Annotated in this window: 18 protein-coding genes and 1 pseudogene; 13 read left to right on the top strand and 6 right to left on the bottom strand. The window is 62.6% G+C overall.

Going from position 1 to position 20,197, the window contains the following annotated elements; translation table 11 throughout:
* Positions 1-51: 51 nt before the first annotated feature.
* From VN856_RS18820 to VN856_RS18795, 6 genes are read left to right on the top strand one after another with little or no spacing between them, the layout of a single operon-like run.
* Complete coding sequence (locus tag VN856_RS18820) at positions 52-612, top strand: isochorismatase family protein (protein WP_325691745.1); 561 nt, start codon at positions 52-54, stop codon at positions 610-612.
* Positions 609-1,424 (top strand): ketosteroid isomerase family protein, encoded by an 816-nt coding sequence (locus tag VN856_RS18815; protein ID WP_325691744.1) that lies wholly within the window; start codon positions 609-611, stop codon positions 1,422-1,424. Before VN856_RS18820 ends, VN856_RS18815 begins: the two co-directional genes overlap by 4 nt.
* A 51-nt stretch (positions 1,425-1,475) precedes the next feature.
* Positions 1,476-2,834 carry a sugar ABC transporter substrate-binding protein gene (locus VN856_RS18810; RefSeq protein WP_325691747.1) on the top strand — a complete coding sequence of 453 codons (1,359 nt, stop codon included), beginning with the start codon at positions 1,476-1,478 and terminating at the stop codon, positions 2,832-2,834.
* Entirely contained in the window at positions 2,831-3,772 is a 942-nt protein-coding gene (locus VN856_RS18805) for a sugar ABC transporter permease (RefSeq protein WP_325691742.1), read from the top strand. Before VN856_RS18810 ends, VN856_RS18805 begins: the two co-directional genes overlap by 4 nt.
* Positions 3,763-4,605: a carbohydrate ABC transporter permease gene (locus VN856_RS18800; RefSeq protein ID WP_325691740.1), complete on the top strand. Its 843-nt coding sequence runs from the start codon at positions 3,763-3,765 to the stop codon at positions 4,603-4,605. Before VN856_RS18805 ends, VN856_RS18800 begins: the two co-directional genes overlap by 10 nt.
* A gap of 3 nt (positions 4,606-4,608) precedes the next feature.
* On the top strand, positions 4,609-5,679 hold the full coding sequence (locus VN856_RS18795) for a sn-glycerol-3-phosphate ABC transporter ATP-binding protein UgpC (RefSeq protein ID WP_325691738.1): 1,071 nt from the start codon (positions 4,609-4,611) through the stop codon (positions 5,677-5,679).
* 11 nt (positions 5,680-5,690) lie between these two features.
* Here VN856_RS18795 and VN856_RS18790 read toward each other — a convergent pair whose 3' ends face one another.
* On the bottom strand, positions 5,691-7,055 hold the full coding sequence (locus tag VN856_RS18790; RefSeq protein ID WP_325691736.1) for a sensor domain-containing protein: 1,365 nt from the start codon (positions 7,053-7,055) through the stop codon (positions 5,691-5,693).
* 343 nt (positions 7,056-7,398) lie between these two features.
* Here VN856_RS18790 and VN856_RS18785 point away from each other — a divergent pair, with 343 nt between their 5' ends.
* From VN856_RS18785 to VN856_RS18775, 3 genes are read left to right on the top strand one after another with little or no spacing between them, the layout of a single operon-like run.
* On the top strand, positions 7,399-8,208 hold the full coding sequence (locus VN856_RS18785; protein WP_325691734.1) for an acyl-CoA thioesterase domain-containing protein: 810 nt from the start codon (positions 7,399-7,401) through the stop codon (positions 8,206-8,208).
* A 29-nt stretch (positions 8,209-8,237) separates the two neighbouring features.
* Positions 8,238-8,714 (top strand): VOC family protein, encoded by a 477-nt coding sequence (locus VN856_RS18780; protein WP_325691732.1) that lies wholly within the window; start codon positions 8,238-8,240, stop codon positions 8,712-8,714.
* Between the two features lie 2 nt (positions 8,715-8,716).
* Positions 8,717-9,838, top strand: a complete 1,122-nt coding sequence (locus VN856_RS18775; RefSeq protein ID WP_325691730.1) for a hypothetical protein — start codon at positions 8,717-8,719, stop codon at positions 9,836-9,838.
* A gap of 1 nt (position 9,839) precedes the next feature.
* Here VN856_RS18775 and VN856_RS18770 read toward each other — a convergent pair whose 3' ends face one another.
* Together VN856_RS18770 and VN856_RS18765 are read right to left on the bottom strand one after the other, a co-directional pair.
* Positions 9,840-11,657 (bottom strand): hypothetical protein, encoded by a 1,818-nt coding sequence (locus VN856_RS18770; RefSeq protein WP_325691728.1) that lies wholly within the window; start codon positions 11,655-11,657, stop codon positions 9,840-9,842.
* A 69-nt stretch (positions 11,658-11,726) separates the two neighbouring features.
* A complete protein-coding gene (locus tag VN856_RS18765; protein WP_325691726.1) occupies positions 11,727-12,119 on the bottom strand; it encodes a DUF1801 domain-containing protein in 393 nt (130 codons plus the stop codon).
* 457 nt (positions 12,120-12,576) lie between these two features.
* On the opposite strand from VN856_RS18765, the gene VN856_RS18760 reads away from it, so the two are divergent.
* The gene (locus VN856_RS18760) at positions 12,577-13,368 is read left to right on the top strand and encodes an IclR family transcriptional regulator (RefSeq protein WP_325691724.1); all 792 of its coding nucleotides are present in this window, start codon (positions 12,577-12,579) and stop codon (positions 13,366-13,368) included.
* 94 nt (positions 13,369-13,462) lie between these two features.
* Here VN856_RS18760 and VN856_RS18755 read toward each other — a convergent pair whose 3' ends face one another.
* The 3 genes from VN856_RS18755 to VN856_RS28910 form a co-directional block, all read right to left on the bottom strand.
* Positions 13,463-14,743 (bottom strand): amidohydrolase family protein, encoded by a 1,281-nt coding sequence (locus VN856_RS18755; RefSeq protein ID WP_325691723.1) that lies wholly within the window; start codon positions 14,741-14,743, stop codon positions 13,463-13,465.
* Positions 14,744-15,496: 753 nt separating this feature from the next.
* The gene (locus VN856_RS18745) at positions 15,497-16,999 is read right to left on the bottom strand and encodes an alkaline phosphatase family protein (RefSeq protein WP_325691721.1); all 1,503 of its coding nucleotides are present in this window, start codon (positions 16,997-16,999) and stop codon (positions 15,497-15,499) included.
* A 699-nt stretch (positions 17,000-17,698) separates the two neighbouring features.
* Positions 17,699-17,905, bottom strand: coding sequence for a hypothetical protein (locus VN856_RS28910; protein WP_414686998.1), 207 nt, complete (start codon positions 17,903-17,905; stop codon positions 17,699-17,701).
* Between the two features lie 502 nt (positions 17,906-18,407).
* On the opposite strand from VN856_RS28910, the gene VN856_RS18735 reads away from it, so the two are divergent.
* From VN856_RS18735 to VN856_RS18725, 3 genes and pseudogenes are all read left to right on the top strand, one after another.
* Positions 18,408-19,595, top strand: a complete 1,188-nt coding sequence (locus VN856_RS18735) for an acyl-CoA dehydrogenase family protein (RefSeq protein WP_325691719.1) — start codon at positions 18,408-18,410, stop codon at positions 19,593-19,595.
* A 139-nt stretch (positions 19,596-19,734) separates the two neighbouring features.
* A pseudogene (locus VN856_RS18730) lies at positions 19,735-19,839 on the top strand (hypothetical protein); the annotation flags it as partial.
* Between the two features lie 149 nt (positions 19,840-19,988).
* Positions 19,989-20,197: lycopene cyclase family protein (locus VN856_RS18725; RefSeq protein ID WP_325691717.1), on the top strand; the 209-nt coding region annotated here is incomplete at its 3' end.

The raw sequence follows: 20,197 nt of genomic DNA, 5'->3' as shown, positions 1-20,197 counted from the left end.
CAATGATCACAGCGACTCGGGTCCCTGACTCGGCGGCGATAACGTGGTCTCATGCGCGCGCTGGTCGTCGTCGACGTTCAGAGAGATTTTTGCGAGGGCGGCTCGCTGGCCGTGGCCGGTGGGGCGGCCCTGGCGGGCGCCATCGATGCGTACCTGGCCGGCGGCGCCGAATGCCGGCATGTGGTGGCCACGCAGGACTGGCACATCGATCCCGGAGACCACTTCTCCGATCATCCGGATTACATCTCGTCGTGGCCGCCGCACTGCCTTGCCGACACCATCGGCGCGGAATTCCATCCCGATCTCGACACCGGCCGGTTCGAGGCCATCTTTCGCAAGGGCGCCTACGACGCCGGTTACAGCGGGTTCAGCGGATTCGACGAGCGTGGCACCCCGCTGGCCGACTGGCTGCGCCAACACGATGTCGACCAGGTCGACGTGGTCGGCATCGCCACGGATCACTGCGTGCGCCGGACCGCTGAAGACGCTGCCAAGCAGGGCTTGGTGACTCGGGTGCTGATGAACCTGACCGCGGGGGTAGGGGAGAAGTCCACCGCCGCGGCCATCGAGGCGCTGCGCGCAGCAGGTGTCGCGATTGTGGCCGGACCATGACGGGCCCGGCTGAGCAGACGTTGCTGGCGGTGGTGGAACGGTCACCGCAGGCAGCGGCGGCGCATGACCGTGCCGGCTGGGTTGGCCTGTTCGCCGTGGACGGTCGTGTGGAAGATCCGGTCGGTTCGCGACCACACGCGGGGCCGATGGAGATCGGCCGGTTCTACGACACCTTCATCGGCCCGCGCGATATCGCGTTTCATCGCGACCTCGACATCGTCCGCGGGTCGTCGGTGATCCGCGATCTCGATCTCGAGGTGGCCATGGGGTCCGCGGTCACCATGACGATTCCGGCGTTCCTCCGATACGACCTGCGTGAGGTCGACGGTGAGTGGAAGGTCGTGACGCTGCGTGCGTACTGGGAGCTGCCCGCGATGGTGTTGCAATTCCTGCGCAACGGTGCATCCGCGGTGCCGGCCACCGTTCAACTCTCGCGGGGTCTGATCCGCAATCAGCGGCTACGCGGTACCGCCGGATTCGTCGCCGGATTCCGCCGGGTGGGATCTCGGCAGAAAACATTGGTCGACACGTTCGTGAACGCGGTGGGACGAGGCGACAGATTCGGCGCGCTGCAGGCATTGTCATCCGGTGCGACAATCACTTTCGGCGATGACGAGAAAGCTGACGTCGCCGAACTCATTGAGCGATGTTCGGGTGCGAGCGCCGCGAAATTGATTGCCGCGGACTCCACCGTCGCCGCCTCGGTCACGTCCGGGATCCGCCGCGGCGTTCTGTTCGCCGACGTGGCCCGGCGCGGCACGGGGATCCACCGGGTCCGTTACTTCCCCGGTGATCACCGAATCGACGACTGACGGCAGCCAGGAACACCACAGCTGGACCGACTACGAAAGAACAACGTAACCATCACTGCGAGCCGGAGACCCACCACGAACACCAGCCTTGGTTGCGGTCAGCCGTTCGATCGGCGGACGCTGCTCCGCGGCGCCGGTGCGCTCGGCGCCGCGTCGCTGGCGCTGTCGCCGACCGCATGCAGCTCTGACGACGATGCACTGACGTTCTTTTTCGCGGCCAACCCCGAAGAGGCAGATGCCCGGCTGCGCGTCGTGGACGCATTCCAGCGCAAGCATCCCGACATCAAGGTTCGGACGTTGTTGTCCGGACCGGATGCGCTACAGCATGTGTCGATCTACTGCGCCGGCGGCAAATGTCCGGATGTTCTGATGGCATGGGAATTCACTTACGCGGGCCTGGCCGAGCGGGGAGTGCTGCTGGATCTCAACACGATGCTGGCCCACGACAAGATGTTCGCCGCTGAGCTCAGAGCGGACAGCGTCGCATCGATGTATGAGACGTTCACCTATAACAGTGGGCAATACGCATTTCCGGAGCAGTGGTCGGGAACTTTTCTGTACTACAACAAGAAGTTGTTCGCCGAGGCCGGCGTGCGTCCACCACCCGGGCGATGGGACCAGCCGTGGAGCTTCGGCGAATTCCTCGATGCCGCCGGGGCACTCACCAGACGCGACCGTTCGAGCCGGGTCAGTCAGTGGGGATTCGTCGACACCTGGGCGCCTTATTACTCTGCACTGATGTTCGGGATGAACAACGGAGTTCCCTGGTCGGATCCGCGGATGAACCCGACGCACCTCAATTTCGACGACGCCGCGTTCATCGAGGGCATTCAGTTCTATGCGGATCTGAATAGCAAGTACCGGGTTGCGCCGACCGCGTCGGAATCCCAATCGATGTCCCAGACGGACCTGTTCACCTCGGGTCATGCCGCGATGGCGCTGGGCGGGCATTGGAGATATCAGACGCTTGAGCGGGCTCCGGACCTAGATTTCGACATCGCTGTGCTGCCGACTGGCCCGAAAGGGCATGCCGCCCACTCGAATATCGGTACCACCGGGTTGGCCATCGCATCGAGTAGCCCCCGAAAAAAGCAGGCGTGGGAGTTCGTGAAGTTCGCCACCGGGCCGGTGGGACAAGCGGTGATCGCTGAAACGGGCCTGTTCGTACCGGCGCTTCGGTCTGCGCTCCGATCGTCCGATTTTGCCAAGGCGCATAGCAGGATCGGCAATATGGCGGTCCTGACCGGCGGGCCGGCACATGCCGAGGGGCTACCCATCACGCCGGCATGGCCGAAGATCGTCGCGTTGATGGACCGCAACATCGGCCCGGTTCTGCGCGGCTCGCGGCCCGCGGCATCCCTGACGGACGGACTGACACCCAAGATCGACGAGGTACTCCGGACACCATGACACCGATCGAAGCGGCCGCCGGAGCGGTAGCGCGCCGGCGCGGACCGTCGAGGCGGCGGGCCCGGGCCGGTCGCATTTTCGTCGCGCCCAATCTGACGGCGGTCGCGGTGTTCATGCTGTTTCCGCTCGGATTCTCGCTGTACATGAGTTTTCACGATTGGGATATGTTCAGCCCAGCCAAGTTCGTCGGCTTGGCGAACTACCGAAGCCTCTTCGCCGGAGACCCGCTGTTCAATATCGCGTTGCGCAACACGGTGGTCTACACAATGGGCACTGTCGTGCCCACCGTGCTCATCAGCCTCGCCGTGGCTGGTGTGCTCAACCGGAAAATAAAGGGAATAGCCGTATTTCGGACAATTATCTTTCTGCCACTGGCCGTGTCGTCGGTGGTGATGGCCGTGGTCTGGCAGTTCGTGTTCAACACCAACAACGGCCTGCTCAACATCATCCTCGGCTGGATCGGTATCGACCCCATTCCCTGGCTGGTCGATCCCAAATACGCCATGGCCTCGCTGTGCATCGTCAGCGTATGGCGCAGCGTGCCTTTCGCGACGGTCATCCTGTTGGCTGCCATGCAGGGCGTGCCGGAGAACCTCTATGAAGCGGCCAGACTCGACGGCGCGGGGGAGTTGCGTCAGTTCGTGTCGATCACCGTGCCGCTGATTCGCAGCGCGGTATCGTTCGTGGTCGTCATCTCGATCATCCACGCATTCCAGGCATTTGATCTCGTCTACGTCCTGACCGGACGTAACGGGGGACCGGAGACGGCGACTTATGTTCTGGGCATCATGCTGTTCCAGCATGCTTTCGCGTTCCTGGAGTTCGGTTACGCCTCGGCGCTGGCGTGGGTGATGTTCGCGATCCTGCTTGTGCTTACCGTTGTGCAGTTGCGGCTTGGGCGTCGTCGAGCCGCGCAGGAGGAACGATCGTGGGCGTAGCGCAGCGGGCGTTCAAACCCAACGTTCTGCGTGGTGTGGTGCTGTATGCCACGCTGACGGCAATCGCGACGTGCGCACTGTTCCCGATCCTGTGGGCGATGTCGGGATCGTTGAAGACAGCGGGCGAGGTGACCATGCCGACGCTTTTTCCCGCACATCCCCAGTGGTCCAATTACCGCGACGTGTTCGCCGTCATGCCGTTCTGGCGAATGTTTTTCAACTCCGTGCTGTATGCCGGCTGCGTCAGCATCGGGCAGGTGTTCTTCTGCTCGCTGGCCGGATACGCGTTCGCGCGTCTGCGGTTTCGGGGTCGGGATACGTTGTTCGTCTTGTATCTCGGGACTTTGATGGTGCCGCTAACCGTCACGGTGATTCCGCAATTCATCCTGATGCGGGTCGCCGGGCTCACCGACACCCCGTGGGCCATGATCGTGCCAGGGTTGTTCGGCAGCGCATTCGGCACCTACCTGATGCGCCAGTTCTTCCGGACCCTGCCAGACGAACTCGAGGAAGCCGCGATCCTCGACGGTTGCTCTCCGTGGCAGATTTACTGGCGGATACTGCTGCCGCACGCAAAGCCCGCGGTGATGGTGCTGGCGGTACTCACCTGGGTCAACGTCTGGAACGATTTTCTGTGGCCACTGTTGATGATTCAGCGGAACAGTATTGCGACCCTCACCCTTGGGCTGGTTCGCATGCAGGGCGAATACACCGCCCGGTGGCCCGTGCTGATGGCCGCGTCCATTCTGATTCTGCTGCCGCTGTTATTGGTGTATGCCGTCGCGCAACGCGCCTTCATCCGGGGCATCGCGGTCACCGGGCTGGGGGGATAACCAATGGCGTCAGTGACTTTCGAGCAGGCCACCAAGCGTTACTCCGACGCAGATCGGCCCGCCGTCGACCGCTTGGACCTAAGCGTCGGTGACGGTGAGTTCGTCGTGCTGGTTGGGCCGTCCGGGTGCGGCAAGACCACGTCGCTACGCATGATCGCGGGGCTGGAAACGGTCGACTCCGGGCGGATTCTCATCGGCACCCAAGATGTCACCGATGCAGATCCCAAAGACCGCGATGTGGCAATGGTTTTCCAAAACTACGCTTTATACCCGCATATGAATGTCGCCCAGAACATGGGCTTCGCCCTGAAGATCGCCGGGATAGCGAAAAGTGAGATCCGGGAACGGGTGTCGGATGCCGCCCGCTTGCTCGACCTCGAACCGTATCTGGATCGCAAACCGAAGGATTTGTCCGGGGGTCAGCGCCAACGGGTAGCGATGGGGCGCGCGATCGTTCGACGACCGCAGGTATTCTTGATGGACGAACCGCTGTCCAACCTGGACGCGAAACTGCGAGTGCAGACCCGCAATCAGATTGCCGGACTCCAACGGCGGCTGGGCATCACGACCGTCTACGTCACCCACGACCAGGTCGAGGCAATGACCATGGGTGATCGCGTCGCGGTGTTGCGCGACGGCGTCCTGCAACAATGCGCGGTTCCACGGGAGCTGTACCGGAGCCCGGTGAACATGTTCGTGGCGGAATTCATCGGCTCGCCGGCGATGAACCTGCTGACTCTTCCCGTCGTTGATAACTCCGTCGCACTGGGCGACTGGTCGATCCCCGTGCCGCGCGAGATTACCACTACCACAGCAGAACTGGTGATCGGCATCCGGCCGGAGCATCTTGACGTCGGCGGAACCGGTGTCGAGATGCAGATCGATGTGGTCGAGGAACTCGGTGCGGACGCCTATCTGTACGGGCGAATCGCCTGGCGCGACAACACCTTCGGCCAGCCGATCGTCGCGCGTGCAGACGGGCAGGACCCACCGTCGAGGGGTAGTCGTGTGCGCCTCCATCCGCAGCCGGGCCACCTGCACTTCTTCGGTGTCGACGGTCATCGATTGCGGTAGCGCACGGCGGCCTACTTGGGAATCGAGGCTGCCATCTGATCGGCTATCTGACTGGCGATGTCGGTGGGGTCGCCGTTCTGGCAGACCTTGGCGGCCAACAGGACGTTGCTCTGCGTGCGGAAATCGAAGGCGCAGCGCCAAGCGCCCTGTTGACCGTTGGTTATTCCGATCGACGTCCACTGAGCCTTGTTGTCGGTGACAGTGGGGTTCTGCAGTTGGAACTGGACATTGCTTCCCGTCTCGCCGGGCACGAGCGCTCCGTCGCATCCATTGAGCCCACTCAACGCATTGTGGAAGTTGCGATCCGCGTCTCGTGCGTCGGGGTATGTCGCAACCTGTTGATCGACGATGTGCTGGTAATTGTCCTTCGCTTCGCGGTAGTCGTAGCCGCGATATGCGGTGTAGTCGACATCTATTCCGAACGAATTCGAGTCAGGCCCTTCCAGCGGACTGCAGTTGGACTTGTCGCCGAAGTCTCTGGGAGCCGGTGGATACAAAACGATGCTGCTATCGCCGAGGTTGGTGCCGAGGATCTTGCTTGCCTGCGGTACGTCCACGATTACGGATTTGATCTTGTTCGGCGCGAGAAAACCTGCAGGTGCCGGGGGAGCCGGCTTGTCCGGAGGCGGTATCCGGGCGCTGATCTGATCGACGGCAGCCGCGGCAGCGGGGGCCCCGTTGGCCCATGTGCACATTGATGCCTCGACTATGACGTTGTTCTTGACGCGTGCCTGGTGGTCGCAGCGCCAGCCAAGTGGTTGGTTCTTATCGGTGAACTGCAGGGCGCCGAATGTCACCGCATCGCCGTTAAACGGACCCGGCGCGAGGATTCTCCAGGTAGCGGGGTTGTTTTTCGCCGCGATCGTGTCGGAATTGCAGTGGCCCAGTGTCGCGTACGCTTTGTGAAAGATTTCGCTGGCTTTGTCAGACGTTTCGAAAGTGGCGAAGTTCTGCGAAAACATCCCGATCAGGCTGTCATCTTTGGATGCCTGATTTCGGATTGACCGGTAAGCGGTGAATTCTCCGTCTCCGAGCGCATCCTTGGTGATTCCCATCGTCAGGGCGCAGTCCGGTTTGCTGTAGTCACTCGCCGACGCGGTCGGCGAATCGAACTGTGATCTGTCGCCAAGGGACAGGCCGACAATCTCGTTGACGTCCTCGTTAGATAAAACCAACGTCTTGAGGCTGTTGGCGGGCAACGGTTTTGGGGGCGATGCTTGAGTGGCAGGCGCTGCGTCGGGAGCGTGGGTCTTCGAAGTCTTCTGGGCCTGCATCGGGAACCATGACGGGGTGTGGCTGCCGCATGCCGCCACCATCAACACCGTTGCCGCGGTGCAGCTCGCTACCAGAATGCGGCGCCGCTGACGGTGCGTCATCAGGTAAGGTCCTCTCGTTTATTCCAGGTGCAGGAGCAGGGATCAGGCTGATGTTAGCGTGCCGCACGATTGGGCCTGTACGGGTATGCAGTGGGGCGCAGTTGGCCAATGTAAACGCCACGGCGATAGCGAAATTCGTTGATTCGGCAAAGTCGGTTGCGGTATCTGGCATTTTTGCCGATGACCAGCGTGCATGTGGAATGAATGGTCGAAGGAGTAGTGGTGAATCGGCTATCGGAACCGACGTTATGCTTGTCGATCGTGCACGAAGCCCCGTGGTTCTACGCATGATGGCGCTGTCGGTTGTGGTGTTACCTAGCTCTGACGATGAGGGGCTGTTCCCATGAAGCCGGCACTTTTCGTTCTGTCCGGAAGCGGCGAATTCGAACCGACCCACTTCGCGGGTAGCCACTGGGGCGACGATCATCTCAATGGACCGGCCGTCGTGGGCTTGGCGGCCCGGACGCTCGAACTGCACTACGGATCGCCCGATTTCATGCCGACGCGGCTGACAGTCGACTTGTTTCGGGCTGCACGCGGTGTTTCGACCGCCGTGACGTTGCGTGTCGTGCGTGACGGCCGGAGGGTGCGCAGCGCCGAATGCGACCTGGCCCAGGAGGGGCGGTTGGTCGCACGGGCGACACTGTTGCAGTACCGGCGGTCGACGGCGCCGCCGGGCCGACTGTGGAGCGTGCCGACGACGACGATTCCCTTCCCGCCACGGTTGGACGACGGGGTGCAGACGGCGGTGGACAGCGACGCGGGTGACTGGAGTCGATCACCGGGAAATCATCAGAATGATTCGCGAAAGCGCTTCTACAACAGCGCTATTGACGTCGTGGCCGGCCGGCACAACTCGCAGTTCGTTCGGGCGGTGATGGTTGCCGAGGCAACCAGCCTGGTGACCAACCTCGGCACGCACGGAGTCGGTTACATAAACGGCGACCTGACAGTGGGATTGGCGCGCTTGCCCGTTGGGGAGTGGATCGGTGTACAGGCCGATTCCCATTGGGCGGCGGACGGCGTCGCTGTCGGCACGGCCACCCTTTTCGATCGCTCTGGTGCGTTCGGATCCGGTATGACCACCGCGGTTGCCAATCCGGCAGCCCAAATCGATTTTGCCAATGACCCGTTCCCGTTGCGGATACCTTAGGAGTCGCCGCTCACTCGTTGGAGGTTGAAATGGCCCGTCCGCGGATAGTTTTCAACCATGTCGGATTGTGCGTCGCCGACACCGCGCGATCGCGCCGTTTCTACGAAGGTCTGCTGGGTTTCACGTACTGGTGGGAACTCGAGCCGCCCGACGCCGGGACCGGTCAACTGTTGGAGTTGAACGAGCCAATCGGCTTGCACGCGACGTATCTGGTTCGCGACGGTCTGGTGCTGGAATTGCTGGCCTACTCGCACCGCGCCCTGCGCGCCGGCTCGGATCGGGTAATGGACCAGGTCGGGCTTACCCACTTGTCGCTATCGGTGTCGGACCTGGGGGAGCTACTCGCCGCGGTGGAGAGTTTTGGCGGATCGATCGTCGAGGGCACTGTTACTGACCAGTCGGCAATGGTCCGCGACCCAGACGGTCAGCTGCTCGAACTGCTCTCGGAGTCGTGGCTCGCTGTCCTGCCCCCTCGCCCCGGCAGCGCGATGAATGCAACGATCTAAGCATGACGCCCGCTACTGATCCGGTGGACGCCGACCCGGATCCACATATCGTGCTGGGAATCATCGGCGATCCGGGTGCCGCCTTTTCGCTCGCCCGCGAACTCGCCGATACCGAGTTGCATTGCGAGCTCGACCACCGGTTACCCGGTGCCCGCTGGTGCGTCGAAGTCATGGAGCACCGCCTGGTCCAGCCTCCGGCGACCGACGCCGAAATCGTCAAGGCAGCGCGGAAAACGCTGCTTGAAAAGGGCTGGGATGTCGTGATTTGTCTTACGGACCTCCCGTTGCATGTCGAACAACGGCCGGTGGTGGCCCACGCGAATCCGGTGCGCAACGTAGCGATCGTGTCAGTGCCCGCGTTGGGGGCGATGGGGGGACGCCACCGGATCCGCGAGACGATCGTGCGCCTGCTTGTACGGCTGATCGCAGGGTCTGCTGAGCTGCACCACTCCAAGGCTGACGGTGGCCGCCGGTCGTCGAGGCGGCTCACGGTGCAGCGGGTCCGGGAACTTGGCAGCGACCCGGCTGACGAAGCGTTCCTCTACACCGCACGAGTGCTGACCGGCAATCTGACGTTGATCAGCGGGATGGTGGCGGCCAACGAGCCGTGGAAGTTGTCACTGCGATTGTCTCGCGCGCTGACGGGCGCCGTCGCTGCGGGGGTGTTCGGCTTGGTGACCGCAGATATCTGGCGACTCGCCGACGCCTTTGGCCTGCTCCGTCTCGGCGGCACGGCGCTGGTGTCAGTGAGCGCGACAGTCCTGACCTTGATCGTCGGTGCTGAGCTGTGGGAGCCCATGGTTGCGCGCGCCGTACGCAAGCAGGTGATTCTGTTCAACATTGTCACCGTGATCACCGTCCTGATCGGTGTGACAGTGCTGTATGCGGCGCTTTATGTGCTAGCGCTGGGCGCGTCGTTCTGGTTCGTGATGCCGCAAATCTGGAAGGACCAAGTCGGGCATCCGGCCACTTTGCGGGACTATTTTGAATTGGCGTGGCTGATCTCGTCATTGGCGATGATCGGTGGCGCATTGGGTGCGGCGCTCGAATCCGACGACGCGGTGCGAGAGGCGGCCTACGTCCAGCACCCCGACGACGAGGACGAGATGGAGAAGTCCGCCTGACTCAGTCGGCGGCGATACACAGCACTTCGTCGAGTGTGGCGGTATACAGGCCGGCGGTCCGGTCCAGCCTTGTGGTGTCGAACATGGCCGGACCGCTGGCCACCGCGTCGGCCAGCAGGTAGCGGCCTCCGCCGGGGTCTCGGCGCACCATGTGCTCGGAGGCACTGGTGCCGTTGAGCTTTGGCGCGTCGGCAATGTTGATGCCCACCTGAAATACTTGTGGTTCTGCTTCGAGCACGCCGGTCAGGCGACTGATGAGATTGTCCGGCGCGAAGAATCGCCAGTTTTGTCCCAAATGCAGCCAGAATCGGTCCTCGATCTGGTCACGGAGCTGCGCGCGTTGGTCACCCGTGCCGTCCTCGACAAACTCCAAAAATCTATAGCGCTCAACAAGAATCGCCTGATCTTCGGCGGACAAGCCTGCGTCGAGTACCAGGAAACGTCGAACTTTCATCACGTCGGCGCAGCAGTGCAGGAATGAGTTCAGCGTATGTTCCGTGCTGCTTCGGTCCGGCCCGGCTATTACGCTGACGGTGACGTCGGTGCCGCGGGGCCCATCGATCAGGTTGCGTACCAGTACATCTGGATAGGCCTGTGCTGCCGCTAACATGGTCGGTACTGCGAGATCCCGGTTGCCCGCAGTTCTTTGACGATCACTGTCTGGGATATCGGGACGCGCCAGCATGCGTCGCCATACTGCGAAAGCCTCGGCCTGGTTGCCGATCCGGTAGGCGCACACCGCCAGCTCGTCGGCCGCGCGCCACGCGTAGATATCCGGATACGGCAGGACCATGTCGTCTTTGGGAAGCGGGATGGCGGCTGCGCGTGCGGCGAACAGATACCCAAGCTCGTAACGTTTATCGCCGCGGTAACGGCGCGCGATGCCATAGAGAGGCTCGGCGCGCGTTGGTCGGAACTCCCAGGCTCGCAGGTAGGCATCCTGAACATCGGGCCACGACACATCGAGTTGGTCCATCGATTGCGCGACGCGCAGCATCGCCAGAAAGATCTCCTCGTCGGGACGCCCCCCGATCTCAACTTTCCGCGCAAACCACAGGCGCGCGTTGGCGAAATCTCCAGAGTCGAAATACGCCTGCGCGAGCAATGACATCGATCGCACATCCCCGGGATCGCGCTCCACCTCGGGTAGGAGCCGATCGATGAAACGCCGGTAAGGATCGGCATCGCGCGGCACGTCGGCAGGTTTCACAACGCTGTCCGTGGCCGCACTGAGTTGGGCCTCGGTTACCTCGAGACCCAGTTCGGCGACGAGGCGCCGGACGACAACTTCGGGTGCGTTGCGCAATTCTTCAAAGTCGACCCTGACGGTCGTCGCGCCGGCCAGCGCGTCGTCGCGTGCCGCGATGAGTCGCGCGGTCGACGCCGCCCGCTCCTGCTCGTCAGGCAACCAGCCCAGCCGATTCAGCGACGCCACCACCTGCGCAAACGGTCGGTCGACGACGACCGGGACAATGGGGCCCCAGGCGTCTTGGATGACGTCTACCGCGAGGCACAGGCAGGGGTCCTTCGCGCCGGGAACGCGTCCAGCACTGCGGGCAGTTCGGCGATGGTGGTCGGCCCAACTGCGTAGTTTCGCCTCCAAAGAATGGCGATCCATCTGAAGCTGATCTCCGGGCTCACTGAATGCTCTGCTGCACAATTGATGTAGGCCGAGGTCTTCGAAGCTTTCGTTCATTTCACGAGCTGCCACGCTGAATTCGCTGCCCATGTAAACGCCAAGGTGATGTAACACTCCAGCGACAGCCGACGTGCCGCTGCAGCGCGCACCGAGCACGACAATGATCGGCTCAGCAATCATGACGTCCTCCTGCAATTCCAATTGCAGGAACGGTACCGCGTGGTATTCGGTTGCGCGACAGGGGAGATGCTACGACTTGTTCAGCGCGACGGCGGACCGGATGAGGGCCTTCAACGCTTCTTCGTCGATCTTGTCGTCTTCGTGAATGTCGATGGCTCGCCTGGTATTTCCATCCAGGCTGGAGTTGAAGAGACTCGACGGGTCTTCGAGTGCGGCGCCCTTGGCGAAAGTCATCTTGACGGCATTCTTGTAAGTCTCGCCGGTGCAGATCATTCCGGCGTGATACCACACCGGCACACCGCGCCACTTCCACTCCTCGACTACGTCCGGGTCGGCTTCTTTGATCAGCTTTCTGATCCGAGCCAGCGTCTCGCCGCGCCAGTCACCGAGCTCCGCGATGCGGGCATCGATCAGCTTCGAGGGGGATTCCCCGTCATTTTTTTCGAGTTTGGCTTTCGTCATCGCTTTGTCGCTCTCGTCCGGCTGTGTCGTCCATCGTCGCCTAAGTATGGCCGGTGCGGAAAGTTAAGTAGCCGACTACTCAAGGCGTCGTCGCGGCGCCGACACATGATCAAAGTCTTGCTGCGCCGTTCATGAGAGGGGTGCTGCGACGAAAGGGGCGCCGATGCCGTATTGCAACCAGTTCAAGTCGAGGGGTCTGCGCTGGTACAGAGGCGTGACGTCTGCATCGTGGGAGCCGGCTTGGCCGGGCTCAACGCCCTGTTCATCGCCTGAGTAGGGCGTGACCGTCGCGACCATCGCCGTGAAGGGGGTGTAGGCACCACTGCCAAGTGTGGTGCGAGCATCGTTCATTTATTCCATTGGCTCGGTTGATAATTCATGCGCGCCTGCTATTCAGCAACCAGTGACGGGCGTCCTCTTTCCGCGTTCGAACCCCATGATGTGAAAGAAGTTTTCTATGTCTGGGTACTCATCACTTGGTCTCGATACCGCTGGCAAGTCAGGGCAATTGGCAACGTTAATCCCGCCGGACGCGACGGGCGGCCGAACAGTTCTCGACGGAGCATTTTCCGTTTTGGATGCACTTGCTCACGCCGATGAGGGTCTCGGTCTGACAGCGCTTGCTCGGGTCAGCGGGCTGGCTAAAACGTCCGCGCACCGGCTCGCTGAGCAGCTCGTGACGCTCGGCGCAGTCGAGCGCTTCAGTCACCGCTACTTTGTCGGTCCGCGGATGATGCGCATCGGGCAGCATTGGCAACCAGATCCGCTGTTGCGGCGGTGTGCGCAAAGGCCGGTCCATATCCTCGCCGTGCAATCGCGCGCCATGGCGTCGCTGCGAATTCTGCATGACAATCGACTGCGCTATGTCTGTGCTGCGGTGGCTCATGGTCACGCCTATATGCCCGACCACCTCGACCCCGAATCGATCGCCCGCACCGCCACCGGACGTGTGCTTTACGCCGCCCAGCCGCCCGGTGAGGTCACGCTACCTGACTGCTGGACCCAGCGTGAGTGGCGCAAACTCCGTAATTCCCTTGCCGATCCGCGAGTGACGGTGGTTGACCACCAGGACGCGGTTCCCGGCATTTGCTGTGCATCAGCGCCCGTGTGGTGGCCAAATGGATCGTGCGCCGGCGCAATCACCGTCTCCGTCCACGCAGCCGATTTGCCTGTGGGCCTTCCTATCCTACTGTCACGCATGGCTTCTCGCATTAGCACGGCCCTTCAGCAATCGGAGCGGTTGTGCTGAATGCAGGGTCGCGAAAGCGTCACGTTGACGAATTGAATTGAAGGCGATGGGTGCGGTGGGTCGGGGCGCAGCGACCTCAAACGAGCTGTGGTCCTTAGCTGTTGAACTTGGTGGCTTCGGCGAGAGCGTTCGTGGCGCGTTCGCCCGCCTGATGCCGGCTCAGCGCATGGATGGACACATCGTGGCCTTTCGCAGCCTGCCGTAGTGCGCCCACGGTCGCCTGCTCTCGGGTCATATGGCCAAACGGCTCGAATGAGTACCAGCGCAGCGCGTTTTCGTATGTCATCTTGTTGATGTCGCTATCCGAAGCATTGTGCAGGGACAACACATCCCAGAGCTGCTCGGGCGCCCCGGGCCACAGCGAATCGCTGTGGGGGTAGTCGGCTTCCCACGCGATGTTGTCGATGCCGATGTCATGGCGTAGTTCGACTCCGACGTGGTCGCTGATGAAGCACGTCAAGAAGTGTTCGCGGAACACCTCGCTGGGCAGCTTGCCGCCGAAGTCCTGATGCGTCCATACGGAATGCATCTCGAAGGTGCGATCGGCCCGTTCCAGGAAATAGGGGATCCATCCCGTTCCGCCCTCGCTCAAAGCGATTTTGAGATCCGGGTATTTCTTGATCGGAGCCGACCACAACAGATCAGCCGCGGCCTGCACGATGTTCATCGGCTGCAAGGTGATCATCACGTCCATCGGCGCGTCGGGTGCGGTGATGGCCAATTTGCCCGAGGAGCCAATGTGGACGTTCATCACCGTGTTGGTGTCGACCAACGCTTTCCACATCGGTGTCCAGTGCTCATCGTGAAAACTGGGGTAGCCCATCGCGGCCGGGTTCTCGGTGAAGGTCAGCGCATGCACGCCACGCTCGGCGTTGCGCCGAATCTCGGCCGCGCATGCTTCGGGGTCCCAGATCGCCGGCAAACACATCGGGATGAACCGCGCCGGGTAGGCGCCGCACCACTCTTCGACGTGCCAGTCGTTGTAGGCGCGCAGCAACGCGAGGCTGAACTCGGGATCCTCGGTGACGAACAACCGCCCGGCGAACCCCGGAAATGTCGGAAAACAGATCGACGCGAAGATCCCACCCGCGTTCATGTCTTTGATCCGCTCATCGACCTGCCAGCATCCCGGCCGGATCTCATCGAGGCCCTGCGGTTCAAGCCCGTATTCTTCCTTGGGCCGGCCCGCCACCGCATTGAGCGCCACGTTGGGGATCACTACGTCGCGGAATTGCCACGTATCGCTGCCGTCCGGGTTGTGCACCAACCGTGGCGCTTCGTCGGCGTATTTCTTCGGCAGGTGGTTCTTGAACATGTCGGGCGGTTCGACGATGTGGTCGTCGACGCTGATCAGGATCATGTCGTCTTTGTTCATAATCCGCTGCTTCCCGATCTACCGGTTAGTAATACTGTTGGTTCGACCGTACCGCACTTTCCTGTGGTGTCTACGGACGTCGGATGGCATCAAACTCTTTGTGAGCGCGGCGGGGGTGGGGTAGCGGCGAGGGGATGTCCCAATCCCTCGGTGGCTCGCCCTCGCACTGTTGCTTCGCGATCGGCTGCTCAGCCCTCATTCGTGCTGGGGTTTACGGCCCCGAGAGGAATCCGTTGCCTTACAAGATAACTCGTAACAAATGAGATCATGACCGTGATCGCTGAGGCGACCTCAGGGGGCACGGGTACGTGGAGCAGACCGAGGATCCACACCAGCAGGACGGTGAGTGCGCCGGCGGCGCCCCCTGCGGCGACCTTCGTGGTGGGTGCAATCGACGGCTGAGTGATTGGTTGCACGTTACTTGCCATCACACCGTGACCTCCTAAGCCGCAACTTGCCCATTGCACGCCAACAGTGTTTGGACGGACAACGGTGCGGTCCGCTGAGCGGACCGATCTCTTGTGCAGTTCTGGTTGTGCCCCGGTTGGATGACGACCAGTCACCACATCAGCGGACCGCAAGTCAGGTTGCCAGATTCGACAGGCGGGTTGTCACTCGAATCGGGTACAGCCGTATGGTCATGTGCCACAGCAGGATAACGCGAAGCGTCAGCGTCACAGCAGCCGACAAGTGTCAGGCGGCTGCGCGGTGCCGGGTGGTCTTGATCGAATGACAAGCTGGTCTCCTAGCCGACTACGGGCCGAGCCCTGGTGCCCGGCCGGTGTCGCGGGCCGACTTCCACGTACGAGTGCGGGCGGCGATGTAGTTCGCATACTGCCCGGGCGTGTTCTGCTCGGGCAGCAGGGGAGCGCCCACGAGATCCTCGTCGGCCACCGGCAGGTCGGCGATCATCTGGGCGTGCAGCTGCTCAAGGTGCGACACCTCCCCGGCGGCCGGATTCTGACCGGCCGACGTGGGTGCTGTCACGCCAGCCAGCGGATCGTCGGTCCGCGGCGTGGTCAGCGTCAGCACGTCACCGAGATCGGGTGCGGCCGCGTCCCGCGCGGTCAGGGCCGGCAGTCCCCAGCGCAGCTCGATGGTCTTCAGCACCGAGGTGTGATCAATAGGCATGCTGCCCGCCGGCGCCCGGAAGACGGTGCCCGCCGGAATGAACGGCGACACCAAAACCGCGGGTACCCGTACACCGAATCTTGTGAAATCGAAGCCATACTCGCCGACGGACGAGTCCGGGGGCACAGCCCCACTCGGGGGCGGGACGTGGTCGTAACAGCCACCGTGCTCGTCATAGGTGATGATCAGCAGCGTCTGGTTCCAGCCGGGGCCGTTGCGCAGCGATTGGTAAACCTGCTGAATCAGCACTTCGCCAAGAGCCACGTCGTAGTTGGGGTGTTGGCTGTTGCCCTTCGAACCCCAACCCGGCTCGAGGAACGAGTAGGCGGGCAGGTTTCCGGACGCGGCGTCGGCGTGGAAGTCGGCGTACTCACCGAAGCAGGTGTCGGGCGCCTGCACGGTGTCGGGATAATTGCCCCGGGTCAGCGGTTCGGCGTCATAACCGTAGATCTTCCAGCTCAAGGCTTTTGCCGTCATCAGGCCGAAGATGCTGTGCACGGTGTACGACGAGGTGCTGTCGTTCATATGTCCCTGGCTGGTCGCCGCACAGGCGAATGCTCTGTTTGGGAATGTCTCGGTGGGCACCGAGCTGTACCACTGGTCACAGACCGCGAAGCCGGCGGCCAGCCCCGACAACACGGGTAGCCCGGCCGGCGTGAAAACGCCCATAATGTCGGAGGCAACCGTCCCTGGCACCACTTTGCGGTGGATCCTCTGGTCATAGGTGATAGCTGCGGCGTAGTTGGTGACGAAACCACCGTTGGTGGCTATGGCAGGTGTCGGCGGCGTCCCGGTGCCGAACAACTGCGAGTTGGTGTTGGCGTAGCCCTCGCCGGGGTTTGCACCGGGCATGAAGTATGCCTCGGCCGTGCTCGGATCGATTTGGAACACCTTGACCGGATTGCCGCTGGCATCGTTGTTGGTCTCGGTGCCGTCCAGGCCCTCAAACGGCTGCCCGTTGGGGCCAGTTTTATTCGGGTAAAGAAACCCCAGCATGTGGTCGAACGAGCGGTTCTCCAGCATCAACTGCACAATGTGCTGAACCGAGGACAATTGGTTGGGCTGGGCTGATGGTGAGGCCTGACTGGGCTTCGACGGCGGGGTCGGCCGATGGGGAGTCGCCACGGATCAGTCCGGTCCGTCGCTTAAGAGATGCAACTCGTCGGAGCGGTCGCCGGCCGCCTGGTCGGCACGGCAACAGCGGTCACCACGGGAATGGTGGCCGCGATGCCGGGGATGTGGTCATGTTGGCGTCCAGTTGCCATGTGCCACCTCATCGATGTAGTCGGGGACAGCGGGTAAGGCATCGGAGACGTCGCCGCGCGCGAAATAACATTGATGATCGCGCCGATACACCATTGGCCCCGATCATGAAGGCGTGAGCAAGAGTACGGTCCGGTGAGCGGACCGGTAACTGCATGCCTAACCCGAATGCCTCAAATTGGTCCTGTGGCCCGGCGGTAGCTCGTCGGCCATGCCCGCGGCCCTCCGAAGCGGCGGAGACTATCGACCGGGCGGACAGTTTGAGTAGCGCTGCGACACAGCCTAATTCGTCACAGTGACGTATTGCTGGTGGCGTGGCGGAAGGGAAGGGCAAGTAGTTTGGCGCCACCTACAGAGCCACCGGCTCGGGGCGGCCCCCAAGCAAGATTTACCTAACACCCGAGTACGCGCGCAATTGCATCTGTGGCCGATGGCCGGCACGGGAAGCGACCATATCGGAACATCGCCGCGAGGCCCCTCAGATGTGCCAACCGTCAGCCGGGTGCGAGCACTTTCATCTATTGCAACTCGAGAACGCTTGTGCCGATAAGCGACATTATGTCAACTTGGCGATGGCGTATTGACAGGTCGCGCGAATACGTCCTCTCCTGATGTCCGTTCCAGGTTTAGCTGGCACTTTTCCGGATGAAAATGTGCGACGCGCAGTGCGGCCGCGGCCTGGCCGAAGTGGCGGTGCTCGGCGACTGCGACGAAGTAGCTGATCAGTCTCAGGTCAAGGTCCACCCTGTGCGATGCCGGATCGGTCATGGCGTCACCGTAGAACCCGCGCCTTAAAGATAGCTGTAGGGGGCATGATGCGTCATCTGCATCGCGCTATGCAGACCAAGTCTTGGACACGCACCGTAATAGGGAATTGACTCGATGGTATGAGCGGGAGGCAAACATGAGCGATCCTCGATGTGGGGGTTTGCTACGTGGGCGACCGCTCACATCTGCGTGCCACTGTGGCGGCGGCGACGGCGGCGACGGCGATGAAGCCCTCGGTGGCGTGCGTAAGTCACCGATGACGGCGTGTAGGTCCGGGTGGACGCGCAAAAGCGGACGACCGCGGATTTTATTCGCTGGTGTGCACCGAAACCTTCCACAACGCCATGACGATCTCGCCGCCCTAATCGACGAGGCCGCCGGCGGACAGCGGCCACACCATCATCTGCGACCTCAAGACCAAATCACCCGCGGCAGCTTGCTGAGTTCCAAGTCCCCGGGAACGTCCCACGGAACGAAGACGTACACGACGATCGGAGCACAGGTGACATCGACCATCCAGGAAACGCAGGGGGCACCAACGCGTGCCGAGCTGGTCGCGCGGGCGGTGGCGCTTCAGCCATTGCTGCGCGCCCATGCCTCCGACGGCGAAATCAACCGCAGGCAGGCTGATGAGGTGATCGCCGGACTTGCCGCGGCTGGAATGTTCCGGCTGCACAAACCTGCCAAGTTCGGCGGGTATCCGGCCGATGTTCGGACCGTGCTGGAGGTCGGCGAGGCGCTCGGCACGGCCGACGGCTCCGCGGCGTGGCTCGTCGGCCTCGGGTCGACGGCGTCGTGGTTGGCGGGCCTGCTCTCCCCTCGTGCGCAGGAGGAGGTCTTCGGATCTGATCCCGATGCGCGCATCGCGGGCAGCGCAAACCCGATCCCCGGCCGCCGGGTGGACGGTGGTCTCGTCGTCAGCGGGCGATGGCCCTACGCGTCAGGCTCGGACCACGCCGCCTGGGCAAGCGTCGCGGTGGCCGTCGTCGACGACTCGGGCGAGAACGTGGAGCCGTTCATGTGCGTGGTTCCAGCCTCGGAGATGCGGTTGGACGACACCTGGCACGTGGTCGGCATGCGCGGCACCGGCAGCAACACCTGGGCAGCCGACGATCTGTTCGTTCCCGAGCACCGGCTCATCGCGATGTCTGCGAAAAGCGCGGTCGGTGCCTCCGAAGGAGGCCCCTATGCGGTGCCCTTTGCACCGTTGGCGACGGTGGCGCTGCTCGGGCCGTTGTTGGGTTTGGGACAGGCCGCACTATCGGCGGTGCTCACCGCCGCACCGAGCAAGGCCATGCAACTTACGGTGTTCGCTAGCCAGAGTGATTCGGTGGGCGTGCAGATGCAGGTGGCTGAGGCTGCGCTGGCATTGCAGACCGCCCGGTTGCATGCCTTCGACGTCACCGACATGCTCGACGGGACCGTCGAGGGCAGCAGGGTGCTCACCTACGACGATCGGGCCCAGATCCGCGCGGCGGCTGGTTACGCCGCGCAGCAGGTGCTTCGGGCGATCCACGTCTTGGTCAACGTGCACGGTGCAGGCACGTTCGCCGAGGTCAACCCCGTGCAACGGTATTGGCGCGACGCAAACACCGCTGCCCGGCACGCCGGGCTGAATGCGGCGGTGGGATATGAGGTGCTCGGCAAGGCGCTGCTCGGCGTCGAAGAGCAGGTGAGCCCGATGGTGTGATGACGCCGTCCGGTCGGCGTGCGGCCTCGACCCGGTGTCACGCCGCGCCGCATTCCAGATCCCGCCCCGCGTTCGCCCTTGCCAACGGCACGGAGACCGCGTCGGCTTCCCGTCCGGGCTGCATCGTCCACGCGACACTTTGGGCGGCTCCGGCTTTGCTGGCCTGTGGGCCGCGGTCGGGGCGGCACGTCGACTCGACGAACTGCGTATCCCCGCGCGCGACATAGGTGTGACGGTCATCACCTGTGCCACAACAATTTTCAGACCTTACAGACAGCGCGCAGTGCTTGGTCAATGGCCTGTATTTGTTCGGGGCCAATCATTCCCAGACGAGTTGAAGTGGTCATCGCGCACACTAGGACACGCATCCGACGCTTGGAGGACGATACCGGAATGAGCCCGGTCGCCGAATTCGATTTCATCATCGTGGGAGCAGGCAGCGCGGGCTGCCTGCTCGCCAATCGGCTCAGCGCCAACCCTGGTCGCCGTGTGCTGCTGATTGAGGCCGGCGGCAAAGATGACTGGTTCTGGATCAAGGTGCCGGTGGGCTATCTGTACACAATCGCCAACCCCCGCACCGACTGGTGCTTCACGACCGATGC

The sequence above is a fragment of the Mycobacterium sp. genome (assembly GCF_035603715.1).
GTDB lineage: Bacteria > Actinomycetota > Actinomycetes > Mycobacteriales > Mycobacteriaceae > Mycobacterium.
The sequence above is the reverse complement of the archived record's forward strand: the minus strand, read 5'-3'. Positions and strand labels throughout refer to the sequence as shown.